Here is a 15,345-nt window from a genome sequence, read left to right as displayed (position 1 = left end):
TATTAAATAGTAAAGCAATGAAAAGAATAGTGAGTATGATTTGTGGGTGCCTTGTAGTCATGTTTAGTCTTGCACAAACAAAACTGAATATTACAACTGATAAAACTACCAGCCTTGTATTTCCTTTCGCCATTAAGCATGTTGACCGTGGCACAAGTTCTGTACTGGCGCAGCAGGTAAAAGAAGCACCGGAAATTTTATTAGTAAAAGCGGCAGTAAAAGATTTTACAGAAACAAATTTAAGTGTTGTAACGGATGATGGCAGCGTATATGCCTTTACAGTTAATTATGATGCTAAGCCTGCTGTGTGGGTGCATTATTTACCCGTAAACAGAACGGCTACAATCAGTACTTATGCCAATATGATACTGGATAATGAACGCATAGTAAAGAAAATAAAGGATAAGAAATACAACATGCAGGCAGGCATCAGGGGAATTTACATTAAAGACAATATCATTTACTATCAGTTATACATCAAAAATGATGGCACAGTAGATTACGATATGGACTTGCTTCGTTTTTTTATTAAAGATAAGAAGCGAAGTAAAAGAACAGCTGTACAAGAAGTGGAACAAAAGCCTGTTTATATCACAGGTAATCACAGCAAGGTAAAAGGCAATAGCAAAACAGCTTTTGTTGTGGCTTTGGAAAAATTTACTATACCTGACAAAAAGTATTTGGTGGTTCAAATAACCGAGAAGAACGGTGGCAGGCATTTTCTGTTAAGAGTAAATAATAAGGCTATCATGAAGTCAAAAGTACTACCCGATTTGAAATGATAACAGAACATCCCATAGCAGATGAAGTACTCGACCTGGTGAGCATTGCAGTATCTAAAGGCGAAAAGTACATGGCCTATAACAACAGTCTTTATTTTATTGATAAAAGCGATGTACATTTTTTTAAGACAAGGGATGAAGCTGTTGAATTTGCAGAAAACAATATAAGTGACCGTGACAGATTCGCTGTACTTCATTTCAATTCAGTAAAAGATATTTTAAATCAAATTCCATACGGGGAAGAACTCCAACGCCAGCTAAATCCTGACCCTGATGCAAATGGCCTGTATAACAAGGATGGCAATGATTTTACAGACGCATTGATTGACCACTTTGAATCACAGCAATTATTATTATTATTCGATAAACAATTAAAAACAAATTTTATGAACAACGAAAATCTTCAGTATTTGAAAGACAACATCAAATACATGGGCTTTGGCGAAAACATGTACCGGGAACTGGAACGGAATCTTGGTGAAGGTAAAGCAGAATTCCAACTACGATTTGCTGCGGAAATCAATAAGAAACCTTTTGAGGCTACGCTGAATTTCCGAAAGTCCGATTCTACGGACATGTATTTCTTCAACAATTACAATGCTTCATTGGAAAAAAGCAATGGCGAGAAAAATGAGCAAACATTTTACCTGAACAAAGGCAAAGGTGTAACAGCAAAAGAAGCCTACAACTTGCTGGATGGCCGGGCTGTTCACAAAGACCTTACCACCAAAGAGGGCCAGCCGTATAAAGCCTGGATACAGCTTGACTTTGAAAACAAAGACAAGAACAACAATTTTGAAGTAAAGCAATTCCATGAAAAATATGGCTATGATTTGAAAGCGGCAGTTGAAAAATTTGCAGTGGCGGAATTGAACGACCCGGATAAGGCAAAAGCCCTGATGCAATCATTGGAAAAAGGGAATGTACAATCGGTAACCATTGAAAAGGATGGCAGCAGCCATAAAATGTTTATGGAAGCTGACCCACAGTATAAAAAAGTTACCATGTACGATTCAAACATGAAGATGGTTGCTAAAGAATCGCTGGAACAATACAAATCCGGCATTGATAAAGGCAGCAAAGAAGTAAAGGCAGGCCAGGAAAATGATAAAAAAAAAGAATTGAAACAGGAGCCGAAGGCTGAAAAGGAAAAGCTGGAGAAAAAGAATGGACAAAGCCTGCTGCCTAAAAAGAGGGAAAGTAAAGGCAAAGGTTTAGGGGTGTCGTAGTGCATCCCTGAACCATTTTAGTAATTATCAAATGTTGTGCAATGAATATCCAGAATATAGCAGAGCTGAGTAAGCAGTTAGAGGTACTTGGCTTTCATGATGCAGGTAGTTTACTTTTAAAACGAATCTGTTTTAAACCGGCTGATTTTTTTTTGCCTCAAAGAGTGATTAAAGAAAAAGATATACTGCTTTTCAGTTTATATTTTGAACGGTTGCAAAAAACTGACAACTATCAACTGCAATACTATGATGTAACGCTGCAAAAAGCAAACGGTGGTTTAGTTTTGCCTGTTGATGGAGTAAATCCTGCTGAATTAGAAAAACAGATGGCGGGTATTGATTGGAAAAAGGCATTCAGCCTTGACGATAAAAAGTTATGGAACGCTGAAGAAAAATCAACCTGGGAAACAGAATTGAGAATTTCAGATATAATCGGAAGCCTTTCCATACTTGAAAAGTCAGAACAGGGAAAAGTAATTGCATCTGTATTGAAGCAAAAGTTTTGGACAGGTACTTTGCATTTGGAAATAGTTGGCTCACTCCCACTTGTTAAGAACAAAGCAGATGTTAGCCAGCGGTTTTACATTGCTGAAGATGGTAGTGGAATTACAACAGATGAAGCGTATCGCTTTCTTCAAAACAAATACATGGAAAAACAATTGCAGCTTAAAAGAAAGCAATCTGATAATGGTGATGAATCAATTCCAGAAGAATCTAATGGTACATCAAGCAGTGGGCTACTTAAGAAGAAGCGAATTTCAGGCAAAGGAAAACGAAACAGAGTTAACCAGGATTAAGCAGTATGGACATTTTTCCACCACTAACAGGCTTTTATGCTGCTATAGCCACCGATACCCGTATCGGCGCTTCGCATATCAGCATTTACATGGCGTTACTGCAGCAATGGAATATTACTGGTGGAAATAATCCAATAAAAATTGAGAGAGCTTTAATAATGAAGGCTGCCAAAATAAATGCCCGGCAGACCTACAACAAATGTATAAACCAGCTACAGGAATATGGTTATATAATTTATGAACCTTGTTCCAATCAGTTTGAGACAAGTGTAATTCACTTGAAAAATATAGAAATGAAAACATAATAATAAACCAATTTCAATAAGAGGAGGTGTGATATGGCAAGTGTGAAACCGGAACAGGTAATTGAAATTTTAAAGCGGCATAATGTGCATATCTCATTGGAGCAAGCGGTACTCATACTGGACTTTATGTTTAAATTTGCTAAGATAACTTTAACGCAAAACAGAAGCACATGACAGCAGATTTATACATCCGTGTAAGTACAGATGAGCAGGCAGACAAAGGCTACTCACAGCGGGACCAGGAGGAACGTTTAAGAAAGTATTGCGACAATAATCAGATAAAAGTCAGGCAGGTAATTTTTGAAGACCATTCTGCAAAGACGTTCAACCGTCCAAAGTGGAATGGTTTATTATTTGATTTAAAGAAGAAAAAAAATGCGGTTGATTTTGTTTTATTTTCTAAATGGGACAGGTTTAGCCGTAATGCAGGCGATGCTTACCAAATGATAAACATTCTTCGTAAACTCGGAGTGGAACCCCAGGCGATTGAACAACCTTTGGATTTAGCAGTTCCGGAAAACAAGTTGATGCTTGCATTTTATCTGGCAGCCCCAGAAGTTGAAAACGACCGCAGGGCATTGAATGTTTTGCTTGGTATGCGGAAAGCGAAAAAGGAAGGAAGATGGATGGGTGTTGCTCCAGTTGGTTATGCAAATAAGATAACTGAGGATGGAAAAAAATATATTGCGCCTATTGAGCCGGAAGCAAGTACCATGAAATGGGTTTTTGAAACATTGGCGGTAGGCCAGTTAAATGTCGAACAAATAATGAAAGTGGCTTTTGAAAGAGGCGTGAAATGCTGTAAAGCTAATTTCTGGAACCTTTTAAGAAACCCTGTTTACTGTGGCCGAATTTATTTGTCAGGTTACAAAGAAGAAGAATCAAGGCATGTACAAGGTTTGCATCAGCCAATTATATCAGAAGCACTTTTTTATGATGTGCAGGATTATTTGAATGGCAAGAAAAGAACCTACCGGGCAAAAGTGGGCAGTATGGATGAATTACAATTAAGAGGCTATTTGATTTGCCCTAAATGCGGCAAGCTGCTCACAGGCAGCGCTTCAAAAGGCAGAAACGGCAGGTACTACTACTATCATTGCGTTTCATCTTGTGGAGCAAGGTTCAAGGCTGAAAACGCCAACAAATTGTTTTCAGGAGAACTTAAAAAGTTAGTTCCCAAACCAGGCATGACAGAAGTTTATAAAGTGGTGTTGCAGGAAGAATTTAAAGCCCAAACAAAGGCGCAACGAGAAGATTTAAGGCAGGTGAAAGAAGCATTGGAAAAAGCCAATGCGGAGCTTACAAATGCCCGTAAATTACTATTGTCAAATGAAATTGAGCCGTCAGAATATCGCAGCATCAAATCAGAATATGAAAAGAAAATAACCGGGCTTGAATCAAGGCTTATTGAACTATCGCAAGAAGGTAAAAGTATAGAACCCTTGCTGAATAGGGCATTGACAACACTTACTTGTTTAGATAAACTCTATGAAAAAGCAGATAACAAAGCTAAAAGAGAAATCATTGGTTCGATATTCCCCGAAAAACTCGTTTTTGACGGATTCCAATATCGAACCGCAAGAATGAACGAAGCCGTTCAGCTAATATACAGTCTGGACAAGGGTTTCAGCCAAAATGAAAATGGACAAACCGAACCAATTTTCGATTTGTCCACTTTAGTGCCCAGGACTGGATTCGAACCAGCACATCCTTGCGAACGCTGCGACCTGAACACAGTGCGTCTACCAATTTCGCCACCTGGGCTTCCGCTTTAACGGGGTGCAAATATAAGGGCAAAAATCCTTATCATCCAAATAAAGCATTACACTACCAGTAAGCTGCATCCCCTGATATCACTGTGGTCCAGCCGCCCCCATACTTCAAAGCTTCCGTCTTCATAAACAATACCCACATCTTCCGTTGCAATGAAAGACACACTATACAGGTTTGCCAAGTCTATGATTTGTAACAAGCCTCGTCCACTCGTTTGCACATGCAGCGGGTCTTCTTCGTCGCGCACCAGCACTTTCATCCAGGGCGGGCAATAAAAGCGACCCTCTCCTTTCGAATAAGCCTGGCTCAATAATTCGGTCATGCCATATTCTGCATGTACCTGTTTTACACCAAAACCTGCGCAAAGCTGTTCATGCACTTCTGCCCTGGTCATTTCTCTTTTCCGGCCTTTCATGCCGCCCGTTTCCATAACAATGGTATGTTCCAGTTGCTGCGGATGGGTTTCAGCAAAATCGAGCAGGGCAAAAGTAACACCGATGAGGAGTGTTTTTTGCCTGGCCGCTTCCAGTTGCCGGAGGGTGTTTGCCAGCTTTTCATGCTCGTATAAATAAAAGCCACTGGCGGTATGGCCGCTCATCTTCACCATTTCATCCACCATCATCACCAGTGAAGAATGTTGCCGTTCCAGGTAGGCGGGTAACAATCCTATGATACACCATTCGGGTACCGGGCCATAAAACTGTTCGAAAGCATGGGTAAAACTGCGCCGGTATATGTCCGGGTCTTTTACCCAATGCCGGCTGTTAACGGTTTGTGTGGTGCCGCTGCTTTCAAAATACAGGGGTGGTTCAAAATCCGTAGTCACTACCCGGTGCGTTTTAAAGAACGAGATGGGCAACGCCGGCACCTGTGCGGGTGTCATAACAGTGGCGATATCTTTGCACACCAGGTCGCACCAGCTACGGTAAACCTGGTTATGCCGGTATTGGAAATGAAAGGTATCCATGCAATACTTTTCAAAATCGGCAGGCCGGATAGAGAAAATATTGTTAACTTCAAAAGGAAGCACTGTGTTCTATTGTAAGGTTTTGACTAAATTTGAACGGAAAGTACAACGAATGAAGAACCCATTATTGATATTAACTGCTATCACACTCATTGCATTGTCTTGCAACAAAGATACCTATACTACGCGTCCGAAATTAACTTTCAAAAGTGTCAACGGCAGCAGCTTCGGTGTCAACCAGACCATCCTCTTCAATATTGAATTCACCGATAAGGAAGGTGACCTGCAAGACAGTATTTGGATACAAAAAATTACCCGGACCACCGGTTGCAATAATTTCGCCGACAGGCTTAAAATACCCGAATTTGTGGCAACCCCCAACCTGAAAGGCACCCTGGAGATCGGTTATGCCGTTGGATTCAATTCTGCGGCGGGCTATCCGATCCTGCCCCAATGTCCGATTGGAAAGAACGACACCTGCTATTTCAAATTTTGGGCACGTGATAAGCAGAAAAATGTGAGTGACACCGTCGTTTCACCCACCATCGTGATACTGAAATAGACAATTTTATATCTGCAATCGAAAATAATACATACGCTTTTCTTTGGTAATTATTTTTACGGCGTCTGCACAGTGGCCCTATCGATCGAAGCCAGTCTGCAACAGGGATACGGATTGAACAATTTTACCTATTACCTGTTTGTTTTTGCCGCAACAGTACTGTATTACACCCATGCTTACATGGCCGAAAGCATTACCAACAGCAGTAACCGCCGCTCCATCTGGTATGTCAGGAACCACCGGGCTATGCGGGTATCCCAGTTATCGCTCACTGCTGTCTCTTTCATCAGCGGCGGCATCCTCTTATACGAGTTCGGATCCAGGATGGTAGCGGCTTCTTTTCTGCAATGGGTAGCTATTGGTATTTTCCCGGTAGCTGCTGCACTCTATTATGGCAGTGCTGCACCACTCAATAGCTCGCACAGCCTGCGCAACAACGGATGGCTGAAACCCTTCGTGATCGGTTTTGTATGGGCGGGCACTGTTACGGTGTATCCGGTACTCTTCAAAAGTATTGAGGACGGCTTGCCTTATGCCCCTAAACTGTTCAACGTTTTGCTCTTCATCAAAAACCTGATGTTCATCACTGTTCTCTGTATCATGTTTGATTTCAAAGACTATGTGGCAGACCATAACAAACAGCTGAAAACTTTTGTGGTGCAGATCGGGCTACGGAAGAGCATTTTTTACATCATTCTACCATTAAGTGTGGTGGGATTGGGGACTTTTCTCAGTTATGCTTATTATATGCATTTCCCTTTCCTCCGCATTATGCTGAATACGATCCCCTTCATTTTATTGATTATGGTGGCGCTGTCCATGCAACGGCGTAAACCAATTCTCTATTATCTTGCAATCATAGACGGACTTATGCTGGTCAAAGCCCTGTGTGGTACCATCGGCGCGTTATATTTTTAAAACAAAGATTATGGCAAAGACAAAAAAAACGAAAGCAACATCCATCCTGACAGACAAATCACTGACTTTTCTGAAGAATTATATCAATACCCCTTCCCCGGTTGGCTTTGAGAGTGGCGGGCAAAAACTCTGGCTCGATTACATCAAGCCTTATGCCGATACTTTCTTTACCGATCCTTATGGCACTGCTGTGGGCGTGATCAACCCTACCGCTCCTTTTAAAGTGGTCATTGAAGCGCATGCCGATGAGATCAGTTGGTTCGTGAACTACATCAATGAACAGGGACTCATTTACCTGAAACGCAACGGTGGCGTAGATCATCAGGTAGCGCCTGCCAAGCGGGTATGGATTCATGGTAAAAAAGGACCTGTGAAAGCGGTATTCGGCTGGCCCGCGATCCATACCCGTTTGGGCAATGGCGATAAAGAGCAGCAACCCAAAGTGGAGAACCTTTGTCTCGATTGCGGCGCCCGCAGCAAGAAAGAAGTAGAAGAACTGGGCGTTCATATTGGCGCAGTGGTTACCTATGAAGAAGGGTTCGATGAGCTGGCCAATGACTTTTATATAGGCCGCGCATTCGATAACCGCGTAGGCGGCTTCATGATTGCCGAAGTAGCACGTCTGCTGCACGAGCACAAAAAGAAATTACCCTTCGCCCTGTATATAGTGAATGCTGTACAGGAAGAGATTGGTTTGCGCGGTGCTGAAATGATCGCCCGCCGCATCAAGCCCGATATAGCGATCATTACCGATGTTACGCATGATACCAGTACGCCCATGATCAACAAGATCATTGAAGGCGATATACAGTGCGGTAAAGGACCTTCACTCGCTTATGCGCCGGCTATCCACAATAAACTGCTGAAAGTGGTGGAAGACGTAGCTGAAAAAAACAAAATACCCGTTCAGTTCCGCACCCTCAGCAGGAGCACCGGTACCGATACAGATAGTTTCGCCTATGCCAATGATGGTTGCCCCTCTGTACTCATCTCCATACCCCTGCGCTACATGCACACGACCGTGGAAATGCTGCACAAGAGCGATATCGAGGGCACCATTCAGTTGATGTATCATACTTTGCTGACCCTGACACCCAAAACCAATCTCTCTTATTTGTAAGATTATATGTCTATTTTTGCGGTTTCATGCAGAACAGGGAACATATAAGAATAGCCATCCTGGACCTTTATGCGGGCGAGCCCAACCAGGGAATGCGCTGTATCAGGGAGATCATCAACCAATGGGGCGATTTCAAACAACTCAACGTGGAATTCGATGAATTCGACGTGCGGCAACAGTTGGCTGTACCTGATACCTCCTATGATGTATATATTTCCAGTGGCGGCCCCGGCTCTCCTTTGGAAAGCGAAGGCACTGAATGGGAACGGCGTTATTTCGACTGGATAGCACGCATGGAGCAATGGAACCTGGAAGCGCTTCATGTTCCCAAGAAAAAAGTATTCTTCATCTGCCACAGCTTTCAACTGGCCTGCCGGTATTTCCAGTTGGCCACTGTTTGCAAGCGTAAGTCCACCGCCTTCGGGGTCTTTCCCGTGCACATGCTGCCGTATGGCAAAGAAGAACCGGTTTTCCAGGGTCTTACAGATCCGTTCTTTGCAGTAGACAGCCGCGATTACCAGGTGATCAAACCCAAACGCGAAAAACTGAAAGCAATGGGCGCTCATTTACTGGCGCTCGAAAAGATCAGGCCGCATGTACCCTTTGAAAGGGCCATTATGGGCATCCGTTTCAATGAGCATTTTATCGGCACCCAGTTCCATCCCGAGGCCGATGCAGAAGGTATGCACATGTATTTATTAAGAGAAGATAAAAAGCAGACCGTTATTCAAAACCATGGCAAAGCCAAATGGCAAAGCATGGTGGAACAATTGCAGGACCCGGATAAGATACTGAGAACACATAACCATGTGCTCCCTAATTTTCTAGACCTGGTCCTTACAGCACAGCAACAGGCTGTTGTTCCCGCTTAACGCCCCCTTTCCGTTTGTGTTGTAAATATTTGTCGTGAATGACCTTGCTCATCGGCTTCTCATACACTTTGCTTTCTACCCAGGATATCACATCGAGATAAGCAAAAGACCTTGTTTCAAAACGGCTCTTCTCTACCTGCCGGATGGTGTGCAGGAACTGCTTCAGTTCTGTTTTCACCTGGTGGGCAGGACGATGGAAAGAGTGCCGCAAAAATTTGAACATCTCTTCTTCAATCACTGTAAGGTTTTTCATTTTGGCCATGTAACGGTATACCGAGCGGATCAGTGAGCCTTCGATCAATTCCAAATTACCCAACTCATAGTGCGCCATCATGTGCAGCAACCGTGCGTAACACTGCAAATCACTGCGCATGTCTACATGGTCGTCGATGATCCTGCGCAGATAATCAATGGATGTTTCATAATCGCCGCTACCAAAAAACAGCGTAGCCATCTTATAGTTGAATACCAGTATGCGGTGTTTATCGAGATACAATGCTTCTTTCTCCAGCCAGGCTTCCAGCTCCGGTACCAGCAACAGTCCCTCTTTGAAAGTACCCGTCATCAGGTGCCAGTTCAGTTTGGCGCTGTAGATATAGATAAAAGAATGTACCCTGAAGATATCGTGCTGGTTGGCCAGTGGAGTAGTTGAGAACTCCTCGAATCGTTTCAATATAACCTGGAATTTTTCAAAATTGCGCAGGTCGAAATGCGCATTCAGCAGGTTGTGCAGGGCTTTTACATAGTGGCCTGTCTCTATCGGTATCATCAAAGGCTGTTCATCGAACAGATCAAGCCATTTCTGGCTATACCGGTAATACATGATGAAGTCCTGCCGAACAAAAGCATACCAGCAATAACTCTGGAACAGGTACAAACGCTCATAAAAACCCGTCAGGTTTTGTGCATTCGCCGGCAGGTGCTCCCTGAAATATTGTTTGATGCCTTTTTCATCTTCTTCATTCCGGGCATGGCCGTTCTTGATATACCAGGTGTACAACTGCAACGCCAGGTTCGACAATTGTGTAATCACCATCCTTTTCTCATTCACTTCATTGGCCTGTACAATCAGCTCTTCGGTCTTTTCTACCATGCTGCGTGTGATGTACAGTGTTTCAATCTTTTTCTCTAATGAAATCACCTGTATCAAAAAACTTTCCTGGTTGTAGGTATGGGCCATCCCTTTCACCTTATCGAGTATTTTCAGGCTCTGGTGATACAATCCTTTATTATAGAGAATACGGGCATGATCCAACTGCTCATGCAACTGCATATCGATGCTCTCGCTGCTCTTGAGCAGGCGCAGGCTGGCCAGTAATTGCTTATACAGGTGGGTTTTGAGGTTGGCCAACTGTGGTTTCCCCACGTTGGTGAGCTTTTTTAACAAATGCTTTTCATCATACTCGGCCAGTTTATCCATTGCATCGAATAACTGGATGATTTTCAGGTCTTCTTTGGCTGAACTGCGCTTGATATAGAGCTTAAAATTGCGCTTTTCCGACTTCTGGAGCGACTTTATCAACTGTAACAATGGATCGGAAATACGGTTGGGCATCATATTCATTTTTACCAAAAACGCAATACTGGCAAGGGTTTCAGCGTATGAAACCGCTTTTCAGCATAATAAAACCTTTGTAAACTTGTTTTTCTTAATGTCTCAAACCGTTCTACATTTGTGTCAGATTAGTTCGAGAGACAGGAAGTAAGGCAAGCAATCGTTAGAAGAGGCAAACAATCGAAGATACACTGCAACCGTTGCAGTTCAAAATATTAAGCGGTAGATAATAACGCCAACCGCAGCAAGAGTTTTCGTATGGCAAGCAATCGTAGAGGTCGTTCCGTTTCCACGGAGGGACCTTTTTTGTTGGCGCCAAGGTAAGGAAGATTTTAATTAAAATAACATTTCCTTAATATTTTTTTCAGCGAATCTTTTCCCTGGCCCATTTGAGCGCCAACGACAACTGCTCTTCCCGGGTGAGGTTGCTGTTATCGAGCACAATGGCGTCTTCGGCTTTTCTAAGGGGACTGAACTCCCGGTTACTATCAATATAATCACGCATTTCCAGGTTGTTTTTCACCTCTTCAATGGTGATATTGGGATTTTTGGCAAATAATTCCCTGAACCGTCTTTCCACCCTTACGGCCGGATCGGCCGTTACGAATATTTTTAATTCGGCATGCGGGAATACCGTGGTGCCGATATCCCGCCCATCCATGACAATCCCCTTTTTCTTTCCCATTTGCTGTTGCTGCGCAACGGCAAATTCCCTTACTGCTTTCAGCGCAGATACGGTGCTTACATTTTCACTCACCAGCATATCGCGTATCAATGCTTCCACATTCTCATCATTCAAATACATATCGCTGTTGCCGGTAATGGGATTGTAACGAAAATCCAGGCTCACTTTACCCAGGGCTTTCACCACTTCTGTTTCATTCTGCCAGTCGATATGCTGGCGCAGGAAATACAAAGTGATGGCGCGGTACATGGCCCCGCTGTCGATAAAAACATAGTTGAGTTCATTGGCCAGCTGGCGCGCCAGGGTACTTTTGCCACAGGATGAAAAACCGTCGAGCGTGATGATGATCTTCTTCATAAACGGCCTTTTCTTTTTTGCATCTCGGCGGCAATAGCTTTTGCATCAGCATCTTGTTCATTCAACCGCTCCATGATCTGCTCATAGCTGCGCCGGTCGCGGTTCTGGCTCAACTTGAATACATGCTCCAGTGCATCTACTTTTATCTCAAAAGCAACAATGGCTTTGGCCATGCGTTCAACATATTCGGGCGATAATTCTTTGTATTGAGCAGGTGATTGCGCATCCTGTTCAAAATGTGTGGTGGTTTCTTCCAATACTTGCAATAATTGTTCATGATCCAGGAAAGCAAGTGTTCCCCGCGCATGCACTGTCATATAGTTCCAGGTAGAAGCCTGCTGCGGGTTTTCGTACCAACTGGCGCTCACATAGGTATGCGGACCGGTAAACAGTACCAACGCCTGTTGGTGGGTCTCAAACGCTTTGCAATGATCGGTCTGTCGCATAATGTGCGCCTGCAGGTAAAGTGCCCCTTCTTTCTCTTTGATGAGGAAGGGCAACTGGGTAGCAACGGGCTGTCCGCCTGCATCAACACCGATCAGCATGGCAAAAGGATGCTGCTTCATGAAATCGATCACAACAGCCTGGTCTTTCTCTTTGTAATGCGGTAAATGGTACATGCAGTGAAGTTACGCAACTACATCGATCGGTTTGGTTTTGGGCACATTCGCATTGCGAATGGCGATATTTCTTACGGCCGAAGCGGTAAAATCGCGGAATGCCTGCTGGCTGATGGTATCGGTTCCCAGCATTGCCGGAACGCCTGCATCGCCACCTTCGCGGATGCTCTGCACCAACGGTACCTGGCCCAGGAAAGGCAGGTCGTACTCGTCGGCCAATCGCTTGCCGCCTTCTTTACCAAACAGGTAATATTTGTTATTGGGTAATTCGGCAGGGGTGAAATAAGCCATATTTTCCACCAATCCAATGATCGGCACTTTGATCTGTGCCTGTCCGAACATAGCAATTCCTTTTTTAGCATCCGCTACCGCTACATTTTGCGGCGTGGTAACGATCACCACTCCTGTTACCGGAACGGTCTGCATCAATGTGAGGTGTATATCGCCGGTGCCGGGAGGCATGTCGATCACCAGGTAATCCAGTTCACCCCAATCCACATCGGTTACAAACTGGCGTATGGCGCTGCTGGCCATAGGACCACGCCATACCACTGCGTTCTTTTCGTCAACCAGTAACCCGATACTCATCAACCGGATACCATATTTTTCCAAAGGAACGATCATCCCTTTTCCATTCACATCTTTCATCATCGGCCTTTCGCCGCGCACGCCAAACATGATGGGAACGCTTGGTCCGTATATATCTGCATCCATCAATCCAACGCTGGCGCCTCCTTCAGATAAAGCCAGTGCGAGGTTGGCAGCGACCGTACTTTTACCTACACCTCCTTTACCGCTCACTACTGCAATGACATTCTTAACACCTGCCAACAATTGCTGATCGCCTTTCCTGGAGGAAGATGTATTGGCAATAAAATTTATTTTAACGGAAGCCGATGGGTTCACCAGTAATTTGATGGCATTTTCACTGGCAGTACGCATCATATCTTTCATTGGACAGGCAGGCGTGGTAAGTACGATGGTAAAGCCCACATCGTTACCAGATATATGAATATCCTTTACCATATTGAGGGTTACCAGGTCTTTCCCCAGGTCCGGCTCCTGCACATTACTCAAGGCCTTCAAAATAGCTTCTTCGGTCATCACGCAAGTTTTTGTTAAAAAAGAAAATCGGCACGCAAAGTTAACCCCTTGCAGCCTTACTTTGTTCTAAATCCTTCCTTTTAAACAAAGAAGGCCGGTTGCAGTTCGGTTTTATGAGCAATGGCTTTGTATTTTTACGCGGATGATGAAATTTTTACGATACTTTTTAATTATTGCCACCCTGTTCACCTTTCATAAAGGCTATTCCCAGGCAAATCCCTATCGCGATTCTGTAGTGCAACTCTATGGTGTGGTCATGACGGCCGACAGCCTGAAGGGCATACCTGCGGCGAGTGTTATTGTAGAAGGAAGGGGGCGCGGTACCATTTCCAATAGCGACGGGGTTTTCTCCATCGCGGTATTGAAAGGAGACCATATCCGTTTTTCCAGTATTGGCTATAAAGATAAAACCATTCATATCCCCGCCGACCTGCCGGGTAACCAGTACAGTGTGATACAATTGCTGATCAGCGACACCACTTATCTTCCAGCCACCATATTGAAGCCGCGTCCTACACGTGAACAGTTTGAACGCGATTTTGTGAACATACCCGTCCAGGATGATCTCTATGAAACCGTTCGCAAAAACAATAATGAAGCGCAACGCAGGGCCTTATTGAACAGCCTGCCCGCCGATGGCCGCGAAGCTGTTAATTACCAGTTACGCCAACAAGCCAACAAAGCCTATTACGCCGGACAGGTACCGCCCATGAATATCCTGAATCCTGCGGCCTGGCTCGATTTTATTCAAGCCTGGAAAAGGGGCGATTTCAAGAAAAAGAACTAATCTTTGCCTATTATGGCATTACAACATATTACCGTTATCGGCGCCGGTACCATGGGTAACGGTATTGCACATGTTTTCGCACAAAGTGGTTTTTCCGTTGTATTGGTAGATGTGAATCCGGCGCAACTGGAAAAAGCATTGCAGACCATCACCCGGAATTTCGACAGGCAGATCGGTAAAGGCACTGTTAGTCAAGAACAAAAGCAAAAGGCGCTGGCGAACCTGACCACCGATACCGACCTGGCCAAAGCGGTAAGCAAGGCCGATCTCGTTGTAGAAGCCGCTACAGAAAATGCAGAACTAAAATTAAAAATATTCAAACAAATAGATGAAGCAGCACCTGCCCAAGCCATCCTGGCTACCAACACTTCTTCTATTTCCATTACCAAAATAGCAGCCGTTACCCAAAGGCCCGGTAAAGTGATCGGTATGCACTTCATGAACCCGGTTCCCGTGATGAAACTGGTAGAGATCATCAATGGTTATGCTACCGAAGCAACTGTTACCGATGCCATTGTGCAGCTCAGCACTACTTTAGGTAAAATACCATGCGTGGTGAACGACTATCCCGGCTTCATCGCTAACAAGATACTGATGCCCATGATCAATGAAGCTATTTACAGTTTGTATGAAGGCATTGCCGGTGTGGATTCCATCGATACCATCATGAAGCTGGGTATGGCGCATCCTATGGGGCCACTGCAGTTGGCCGATTTCATCGGTCTCGATGTGTGCCTGAGTATACTCAACGTGCTGCACCAAGGATTTGGCAATCCGAAATATGCCCCCTGTCCCCTGTTGGTGAATATGGTTACAGCCGGCAAACTGGGCGTAAAATCCGGCGAAGGCTTTTATGTTTATTCGGGCGGAAGTAAGGAACTGGTAGTGAGCAACCATTTTAAAAAATAAGAT

Annotated in this window: 15 protein-coding genes, 1 tRNA gene and 1 pseudogene; 11 read left to right on the top strand and 6 right to left on the bottom strand. The window is 44.1% G+C overall.

Annotated features, from left to right (window positions below; all coding sequences use genetic code 11):
* The first annotated feature begins 17 nt into the window (after positions 1-17).
* From traN to SEDOR53_RS19470, 5 genes and pseudogenes are all read left to right on the top strand, one after another.
* Positions 18-782, top strand: coding sequence for a conjugative transposon protein TraN (traN, locus tag SEDOR53_RS0109150; protein ID WP_026769456.1), 765 nt, complete (start codon positions 18-20; stop codon positions 780-782).
* Positions 779-2,011: a hypothetical protein gene (locus tag SEDOR53_RS0109145; protein ID WP_051416570.1), complete on the top strand. Its 1,233-nt coding sequence runs from the start codon at positions 779-781 to the stop codon at positions 2,009-2,011. Before traN ends, SEDOR53_RS0109145 begins: the two co-directional genes overlap by 4 nt.
* A 41-nt stretch (positions 2,012-2,052) precedes the next feature.
* Entirely contained in the window at positions 2,053-2,808 is a 756-nt protein-coding gene (locus tag SEDOR53_RS0109140; RefSeq protein WP_026769454.1) for a hypothetical protein, read from the top strand.
* Between the two features lie 5 nt (positions 2,809-2,813).
* Entirely contained in the window at positions 2,814-3,113 is a 300-nt protein-coding gene (locus SEDOR53_RS0109135; protein ID WP_026769453.1) for a hypothetical protein, read from the top strand.
* A 170-nt stretch (positions 3,114-3,283) separates the two neighbouring features.
* Positions 3,284-4,054, top strand: a pseudogene (locus SEDOR53_RS19470) (recombinase family protein); the annotation flags it as partial.
* A 739-nt stretch (positions 4,055-4,793) separates the two neighbouring features.
* Here SEDOR53_RS19470 and SEDOR53_RS0109120 read toward each other — a convergent pair.
* Together SEDOR53_RS0109120 and SEDOR53_RS0109115 are read right to left on the bottom strand one after the other, a co-directional pair.
* A tRNA-Leu gene (locus tag SEDOR53_RS0109120) sits at positions 4,794-4,877 on the bottom strand.
* 58 nt (positions 4,878-4,935) lie between these two features.
* Positions 4,936-5,916: an acyltransferase gene (locus SEDOR53_RS0109115; RefSeq protein ID WP_037360915.1), complete on the bottom strand. Its 981-nt coding sequence runs from the start codon at positions 5,914-5,916 to the stop codon at positions 4,936-4,938.
* A 49-nt stretch (positions 5,917-5,965) separates the two neighbouring features.
* Here SEDOR53_RS0109115 and SEDOR53_RS0109110 point away from each other — a divergent pair, with 49 nt between their 5' ends.
* From SEDOR53_RS0109110 to SEDOR53_RS0109095, 4 genes are all read left to right on the top strand, one after another.
* Complete coding sequence (locus SEDOR53_RS0109110; RefSeq protein ID WP_026769451.1) at positions 5,966-6,415, top strand: hypothetical protein; 450 nt, start codon at positions 5,966-5,968, stop codon at positions 6,413-6,415.
* A gap of 72 nt (positions 6,416-6,487) precedes the next feature.
* Positions 6,488-7,333: a hypothetical protein gene (locus tag SEDOR53_RS17565; RefSeq protein WP_084220403.1), complete on the top strand. Its 846-nt coding sequence runs from the start codon at positions 6,488-6,490 to the stop codon at positions 7,331-7,333.
* Positions 7,334-7,343: 10 nt separating this feature from the next.
* Positions 7,344-8,453 (top strand): M42 family metallopeptidase, encoded by a 1,110-nt coding sequence (locus tag SEDOR53_RS0109100; protein ID WP_037360909.1) that lies wholly within the window; start codon positions 7,344-7,346, stop codon positions 8,451-8,453.
* A 26-nt stretch (positions 8,454-8,479) separates the two neighbouring features.
* On the top strand, positions 8,480-9,325 hold the full coding sequence (locus SEDOR53_RS0109095) for a type 1 glutamine amidotransferase (protein ID WP_026769449.1): 846 nt from the start codon (positions 8,480-8,482) through the stop codon (positions 9,323-9,325).
* Here SEDOR53_RS0109095 and SEDOR53_RS17560 read toward each other — a convergent pair.
* The 4 genes from SEDOR53_RS17560 to SEDOR53_RS0109075 all read right to left on the bottom strand — a co-directional run bounded on the left by SEDOR53_RS17560 (position 9,291) and on the right by SEDOR53_RS0109075 (position 13,646).
* Positions 9,291-10,880, bottom strand: coding sequence for a bacterial transcriptional activator domain-containing protein (locus SEDOR53_RS17560; RefSeq protein ID WP_037360906.1), 1,590 nt, complete (start codon positions 10,878-10,880; stop codon positions 9,291-9,293). The two genes, SEDOR53_RS0109095 and SEDOR53_RS17560, sit on opposite strands and share 35 nt — an antisense overlap.
* Positions 10,881-11,244: 364 nt before the next feature.
* Complete coding sequence (cmk, locus tag SEDOR53_RS0109085) at positions 11,245-11,922, bottom strand: (d)CMP kinase (protein ID WP_026769448.1); 678 nt, start codon at positions 11,920-11,922, stop codon at positions 11,245-11,247.
* Entirely contained in the window at positions 11,919-12,542 is a 624-nt protein-coding gene (locus SEDOR53_RS0109080; RefSeq protein ID WP_026769447.1) for an FMN-binding negative transcriptional regulator, read from the bottom strand. Before SEDOR53_RS0109080 ends, cmk begins: the two co-directional genes overlap by 4 nt.
* A gap of 9 nt (positions 12,543-12,551) precedes the next feature.
* Positions 12,552-13,646 carry an Mrp/NBP35 family ATP-binding protein gene (locus SEDOR53_RS0109075; RefSeq protein WP_026769446.1) on the bottom strand — a complete coding sequence of 365 codons (1,095 nt, stop codon included), beginning with the start codon at positions 13,644-13,646 and terminating at the stop codon, positions 12,552-12,554.
* 142 nt (positions 13,647-13,788) lie between these two features.
* On the opposite strand from SEDOR53_RS0109075, the gene SEDOR53_RS0109070 reads away from it, so the two are divergent.
* Both SEDOR53_RS0109070 and SEDOR53_RS0109065 read left to right on the top strand, forming a co-directional pair.
* Entirely contained in the window at positions 13,789-14,433 is a 645-nt protein-coding gene (locus SEDOR53_RS0109070; protein ID WP_026769445.1) for a carboxypeptidase-like regulatory domain-containing protein, read from the top strand.
* A gap of 12 nt (positions 14,434-14,445) precedes the next feature.
* Entirely contained in the window at positions 14,446-15,342 is an 897-nt protein-coding gene (locus tag SEDOR53_RS0109065) for a 3-hydroxybutyryl-CoA dehydrogenase (RefSeq protein ID WP_026769444.1), read from the top strand.
* Positions 15,343-15,345: the final 3 nt, after the last annotated feature.

This window comes from Asinibacterium sp. OR53, assembly GCF_000515315.1.
Classification (GTDB): Bacteria; Bacteroidota; Bacteroidia; order Chitinophagales; family Chitinophagaceae; genus Sediminibacterium.
The sequence above is the reverse complement of the archived record's forward strand: the minus strand, read 5'-3'. Positions and strand labels throughout refer to the sequence as shown.